Raw genomic sequence first — 6,483 nt, forward strand, 5'->3', positions numbered from 1 at the left:
CAGGGCGGCGGCACCTTGTCACCGGCCCGCGGGAGAGGTGCCCTTCCGGGTGCCCTTCCGGGTGGCCTCCCGTGGGGCGGGACGGTGTTCAGGGGACGAGGGAGAAGTAGCTCTCCTCTTCCTGTCGGAAGTGCAGGCGCAGGACGGCGTGGAGTCCGTAGAGGCAGGCTGTGAGGTCGTCGATCTGTTCGGACCGCAGGGAGCCCAGCTCGTCGGCGAGGTGGAGGTGGGTGGTGATGCGGCGGGCGAGGCGGTCGATCTCGGTGTGGGCGCGGCTCATGGTCTCGGTGGCTTCGGGGCCGCCGAGGCGGCGGGTCAGGGCGGGGTAGAGCTGGTGTTCCTCGGCGTGTTCGTGCGGGAGCAGTCGCTCGGTGAGGAGACGGTCGATCTCCCGGACGGCGGCCAGGGCGCGCGGGCCGTGTTCGGTGGTGAGCAGGCCGGCTGCTTCGCGGATGGCGTCGAGGGTGTCGCGCAGGTCGTCGTGTTCGGTGGCGAAGCGGCGGATGAGGTCTTCGGTGTCGGGTTCGAGCCGCGGCCGGGTGCCGCGGGCGGGCAGCAGGGCGCGCAGGGCGTTGAGGATGACGACGACGTCGATGGCTTCCTGGAGGAGGGCGCCGGCCGCCGGGGGCAGCAGGCCGAAAAGGGCGGCGACCATCGCGAGCAGCGACAGGGCCATGCCGCCCGCGGCGCTCTGGACGGCGATGCGGCGGGCGCGGACGGCGATCTCCATGGCGTCGGAGAGGCGGTCGACGCGGTCGGTGGTGAGGACGATGTCGGCGGCTTCGGAAGAGGCGCTGGAGCCGCGTGCGCCCATTGCGGCGCCGATGTCGGCGGCGGCGAGGGCGGGGGCGTCGTTGACGCCGTCGCCGACCATGAGGGTGACTGCCTCGGCGGATTCGGCACGGACTGCGGCGACCTTGTCGGCGGGTGACTGCCCGGAGCGGACCTCGTCGAGTCCCAGGACGGCGCCGACCTCGCGGGCGGGTTCGGGGCGGTCGCCGGTGAGCATGACCAGCCGGGTCAGTCCGGCTTCGCGCAGTCGTTGCACGGTGTGCGGGGCGTCGAGCCGCAGCGGGTCGCGCAGCAGGACGGCCCCGGCGAGGGTGCCGTCGACGGTGAGCCAGGCGATCGCGGCGCCGTCGAGGATGGCACGGTTGTCGACGGCCCGCGCCCAGTCGGGGATGGCTGCCGGTGCGAGGTCGCTCTTTCCGACGGTGAGCCGGTGGCCGTCGACGGTTCCGGCGGGCCCGCGTCCGGGCTCCTCGGTGCTGTCCTGCGGGAGGGAGAGGGGGAGTTCGCGGGTGCGTGCCTCGCGGACGATCGCCTGGGCCAGCACGTGGGTGGACACCTGGTCGAGGGAGGCCGCCAGGCGCAGCACCTCGGCCGGGGTGCGGTCGGGGGCGGCGGCGACCTCGAGGACGCGGGGGCGGCCGGCGGTGAGGGTGCCGGTCTTGTCGATCACGAGTGTGCGGGCCCTGCCCAGGTTCTCGAGTGCCGCGCCGTCGCGGACGATAACGCCCTGCCGTGCGGCGCGCGACAGGCCGGAGACGATGGCGACCGGTGCGGCCAGCAGCAGGGGGCACGGGGTGGCCACCACCAGGACGGCCACGGCCCGCGTGGCGGAGCCGCTCAGCAGCCAGGCCAGGCCGGCGACCGCGAGGGACAGCGGTAGGAACCAGGCGGCGTAGCGCTCGGCGAGGCGCACGGTGGGCGCCCGCTGCGCGCCGGCCTGCTCGGCCAGGCGGACGATCTCCGCGTACGTGCTGTCCTCGGCGGTGGCGGTCGCGGTGATCTCGAAGACGCCGCCGGCGTTGACGACGCCGCTGCGCACGGCCTCCTGGATGCCGCGTTCCACCTGTTCGGACTCGCCGGTCAGAACGGACTCGTCGAGGACGGCCGTGCCGTCGCTGACCCGGCCGTCCACCGGGACCACGTCGCCGGGGCCGACGACGAGCACGTCGCCGACGGCGACGTCGGCCAGTGGCACGACGGCCACCTCGCCGTCCCTGCGGCGGCGGGCGGAGCGCGGCGCGTGTTCCAGAAGTGCGCGCAGGTCGTGCGAGGCGCGGCGCTCGGCGGCCGCGTCCAGGGCACGTCCGGTGGCGAGCATCAGGGCGATCAGGGCACCCGCCACGTACTCGCCCACCGCCAGGGTGCCGACCAGGGCCAGGACCGCGATCAGGTCGACGCCGGCACGTCCCTTGCGCAGCGCGACGACGACCCAGGCCACGGCCGGGACGACGGCCAGCACGGTGCCGACCGCCCAGCACAGGTCGGCGACGGTCTGACTGCCGGCGAGCCAGGCGATCCCGCCGGCTGCGAGCGCCGCGGCGGTTGCCACGAACAGGCCAGGCTCCAGCCATCGGCGGACACGCGCTCCCGCCGACCGGCGCTCGCCGCGGCCGGTCGCCGGGGCCTCCGTAAGAGCCACGACAAGACCCTCCAACCCGGTGCCGCACACAGCGGTCGCAGAGGCGGCCCGGACTCCCACCCCAGCACAGGAGGGCTCTCCCGGGCAGGGCCCAACGGCCCACACCACACCCCGTAGCGGTCCGTTCGAGCGGAACACCGAGGCCGGACGTCGGTTCTCCACCCTGACGGCGCGGCGGCCGGCCTCGGCCCGCGTCCGGAACCGAAAGGCCACCGGTCGTAGGGTCCTTCGGCGCCTGCTCGAAACCCGCGCCGGGCCGTAGCGTGGAAACGGACCCGCCGAGCCAGGGAGGTGCGGGATGGGGACCGCGGCGATACGTACCGAGGGGCTGAGCAAGCGCTTCGGCCGGGTGGTCGCCCTGGAGGGCCTGGACCTGTCAGTGGAGCAGGGGGAGATCTTCGGTTTCCTGGGGCCCAACGGGGCTGGGAAGTCGACCACGATCCGGCTGCTGCTCCATCTCATCCGGCCGACCGCCGGCTCCGCGTGGATCACGGGTGTCCCGGTGGCCGACGTGGAACGGGCCCACGGTCACCTCTCCTACGTACCTGGTGACGTCTCGCTGTGGCCCCAGCTGACCGGCCTGGAGATCCTCACCTACCTGGGCAACCTGTCCGGCGCCGTCGACCTCGCGTTCCGGGACGAGCTCGTCGAGCGGCTGCGACTCGATCCGAGCCTACGGGCGCGCTCCTACTCCAAGGGCAACCGGCAGAAGATCGCACTGGTCGCGGCGTTCATGACCCGGCCGGACGTCCTGCTGCTGGACGAGCCGACGGCCGGCCTCGACCCGCTGATGGAGGCCGAGTTCCAGGCCCTGGCCCGCGAGGCCGCCGCGCGAGGACAGACCGTCTTCCTGTCGTCGCACATCCTGGACGAGGTCGAGGACCTCTGCCATCGCATCGCGATCCTGCGCGAGGGCAGGCTGGTCGAGATCGCGGCCCTGACCGACCTGCGCCGCCTCGGCAGCACGGTCTTCGAAGCAATCCTGGACGGGCCCGCACCCGAATTCGCCGGGCTGCCGGGCGTGACCGCCGTGGAGGCGATCGACGGCGGCGTGCGAGTGTCGGTGACCGGGCCGCCGGCGGCCGTGCTCGCCCGGCTCTCCGGCGCGGGGCTGGTGCGACTGCGCAGCCGCGAGCCGACCTTGGAGGAGATCTTCCTGACCTACTACGAGGCCACCCCCGCCCAGCGCGACGCGGTCGCCGCCGCTCACGGCTCCAGGCCCGCAAGGGTGGACGACGGCGAAGGAGGCGCGGCGCAGTGACCGGAACCGCGGCCGTGTCCCCCGCGTCCGGGGCCGGCGTTCCGTCCGGGCGCCGACGGTGTCCGGAGATGGCGCTCACGTGGCTCTCGGCCCGCTTGGTCCGGCGGGGCACGGGCCTGCTGGCGCTGGCAGTCGCGGCCTACACCGCGGTCGAGGTCTTCTCCTACCTGGGCACCTATCCCGACGCCGCCTCCCGGGCCAGACTGGCCACGCTCCAGGAGAATCCCGCGTTGCGGATGCTCCAGGGCATCCCGCACGCCATCGACACCCCGGGCGGCTTCGTGGCCTGGGACGGCGGCTGGATCCTGGTGTCCGTCGTAGGGATCTGGGCGCTGCTCACCACCGGACGGCTGCTGCGCGGCGAGGAGGAGTCCGGACGGGCCGACCTCGTCCTGGCGAGCCCGTTGCCGGTGGGCCGGGCCGTTGTCGTGGAGCTCGTGGTCCTCGCGTGCGCCATCTCCGTGGTCGGTGCCGCGGTCGCGGTGGTCCTGGCGACGGCGGGCACGGGTGCGGGCGGCTCGGTCCTGTTCGGGCTCGCCGTCGCGGGCTTCGCGGCGACGTTCGCGGGCATCTCCGCGATCACCGCCCAGGTGTTCGAGGTCCGGCGGCGGGCGACCGGCGCGGCGGCGGCGGTGTTCGGGCTGATGTTCCTGGTGCGGATGCTCGCCAACAGCAGCGACTCGCGCGGCTGGTCGCGCTGGCTGACCCCGTTCGGGTGGATGGATGACCTGCACCCCTACGCGGACTTCAGGTGGCAGGCCCTGGCGGCGCTGCTGGCGGTGCCCGTCCTGCTGGGTGCGGTGGCTGTCCGGCTGCGCCGGGTGCGCGACACCGGCGGGGCGCTGCTGGCCGAGCCGGACCGACGACCGGCCCGTGCCCGCCTGCTGGGCGGTCCGGCCGCGTTGGCCTGGCGCAGCACCCGGGGTGTGCTGGCGGGCTGGGTGATCGGTGTCGCGGCCTACGCGTTCGTGATCGGCTCGACGCTCAAGACGGTGACCGATCTCATCGCGAGTGATCCGGCCTACCGCAAGGTGCTCCGGAGTCTCGGCTGGGACGCGGCGCAGGCCACGAAGGGCTACCTAGGCATCATGGCCGTACTGATCGGCCTGCTCCTGGCCCTGTACGCGTGCTGGCGGGTCGGCGCCGCGCGTACGGAGGAGGCCGCCGGACGCCTCGACAACACCCTTGCCCGCCCGGTCTCCCGCCGCCGCTGGCTCGTCGGCCACCTCCTGCTGACCGTGGCGGCAACTGCGCTGATCGCCGTGGCCGCCGCGCTGGCGCTGTGGACCGGAACGGCGATCGGCGCGGCGGGCGTAGGCATCGCCGACACGCTCGAATCAGTGCTGAACACCCTGCCCGTGGTCGTCCTCCTCACCGGCGTGGCCGTCCTCCTGTACGGCGCACGGCCGCGCCTGAGCGTCGCGGCCTCGGTCGCGGTCGCGGTCACCGCGTACCTCGTCCAGCTGATCGGGCCCGCACTGGACTGGCCGGGCCTGGTCCTGGACGCCTCCCCGTTTCACCACCTCGCCGCCGTCCCCGCCCAGCCGTTCGCCCGGGTCTCCGCCGTGGTCATGACCGGGATCGGCCTCGCCCTGATGACGGCCGGCATCGCCGCCTTCGAGCGGCGCGACCTCACCGGCGAGTAGGCAAGCCGCCGATCGGGTCCCAGGCCGGCCCCGACCCCGCGCCCCACTCGGAGGGCGACTGACTGCGGGCTGCTCCGTGACGGGCAGCTCCGACGACCCCACCCAGCCAGGACAAGACCACACACGCACCGGTCGAGCGGGCAGTCGGCCAGGAGGCGGCGGGCAGAGAGCGGGTCATCGCTGCGCTGCAGCGCCTCATGACGCCACACGGCCCGGGTATCCGCGGCTGGGCCTCGTCGGCTACCTGCCACGGACGACGCCACCGCGCGCCGGGCCGTGTCGCCCGAACCCCTCTCACCGTCGGCTTGTGAGCCGGCGGTCCTGCACAGGCACAGGGCCGGACATACAGGAGCGGAAAATACCCCTACGGGTATATTGGAAGAGGAGGGAATGTCCTTCTTCTGATTGATCGCCGAGGAGTTCTGCCATGTGTCGACGTACCACGTGCCGCACCTGCGGCAAGGCCACCTACGCGGGGTGCGGCATGCACGTCGACCAGGTGCTTGCCGGCGTTCGCAAGGCCGACCGCTGCAGCTGCGACCGAAGCGCAGGCAAGGGCGGAGGCTTCCTGGCGAAGCTGCTGGGTCGCCGCTGAGCGGGCGAGCAGGCGCCATCCGATCGGGCCGCGTCGGGAATCCCCGACGCGGCCCGATCCAAGCGTGATACTGGCCACTCTTCCGGCCAAAGTGTCCTCGGCCGAGTCCTGCCGACTCACCCTGTTCCGTCCCGCCTCCCTGTGCGGTGTGGCTTCGCACGTCGGGGCGCGCGGCGGCGGCTCGGGGGGGTGCCGCCGCCGCGCAGCGGGAGAGTACCTCATTCGCGGGCGCCGCAAAATCTATGTGCGCCGGAGTAGACATTGCCCGCGGGTGGGCCTAACGTTTCTCTCGTAGACAGCAGTCGGCGATACCGGCCGGACACGAACTGGCCGGGGTTGTTGGACAGAGGTTCGCAGTTCGGTCCGGCAGTGGAGTTCCGAAGCCAGGCAGGTGCAGGACGGCGACGGGACTGGCTGCCGGACCGGGCGGCCCGCAGGTATCAGGGGCCGCCAGGACGCAGTTCAGTGAGTAGCGGTACCAGCAGTACGAAAGTGACAGGTCAGTACAACGGATGAACGGAGGGCGCAAGCGCCATCAGGATCGCCCGGC

At 73.2% G+C, this 6,483-nt stretch carries 4 protein-coding genes; 3 read left to right on the top strand and 1 reads right to left on the bottom strand.

Features of this window, described 5'->3' with window-relative positions:
* Positions 1-88: 88 nt before the first annotated feature.
* Positions 89-2,341 carry a heavy metal translocating P-type ATPase gene (locus tag AB0C76_RS37875; RefSeq protein ID WP_359974470.1) on the bottom strand — a complete coding sequence of 751 codons (2,253 nt, stop codon included), beginning with the start codon at positions 2,339-2,341 and terminating at the stop codon, positions 89-91.
* Between the two features lie 388 nt (positions 2,342-2,729).
* Between AB0C76_RS37875 and AB0C76_RS37880 the strand changes: the two genes are divergently transcribed.
* From AB0C76_RS37880 to AB0C76_RS37890, 3 genes are all read left to right on the top strand, one after another.
* Positions 2,730-3,692: an ABC transporter ATP-binding protein gene (locus AB0C76_RS37880; protein WP_359974472.1), complete on the top strand. Its 963-nt coding sequence runs from the start codon at positions 2,730-2,732 to the stop codon at positions 3,690-3,692.
* Between the two features lie 68 nt (positions 3,693-3,760).
* Positions 3,761-5,338 (top strand): hypothetical protein, encoded by a 1,578-nt coding sequence (locus AB0C76_RS37885; RefSeq protein WP_359974474.1) that lies wholly within the window; start codon positions 3,761-3,763, stop codon positions 5,336-5,338.
* A gap of 427 nt (positions 5,339-5,765) precedes the next feature.
* On the top strand, positions 5,766-5,933 hold the full coding sequence (locus AB0C76_RS37890) for a hypothetical protein (RefSeq protein WP_359974478.1): 168 nt from the start codon (positions 5,766-5,768) through the stop codon (positions 5,931-5,933).
* Positions 5,934-6,483 lie beyond the last annotated feature (550 nt).

The sequence above is a fragment of the Kitasatospora sp. NPDC048722 genome, assembly GCF_040650235.1.
GTDB lineage: Bacteria > Actinomycetota > Actinomycetes > Streptomycetales > Streptomycetaceae > Kitasatospora.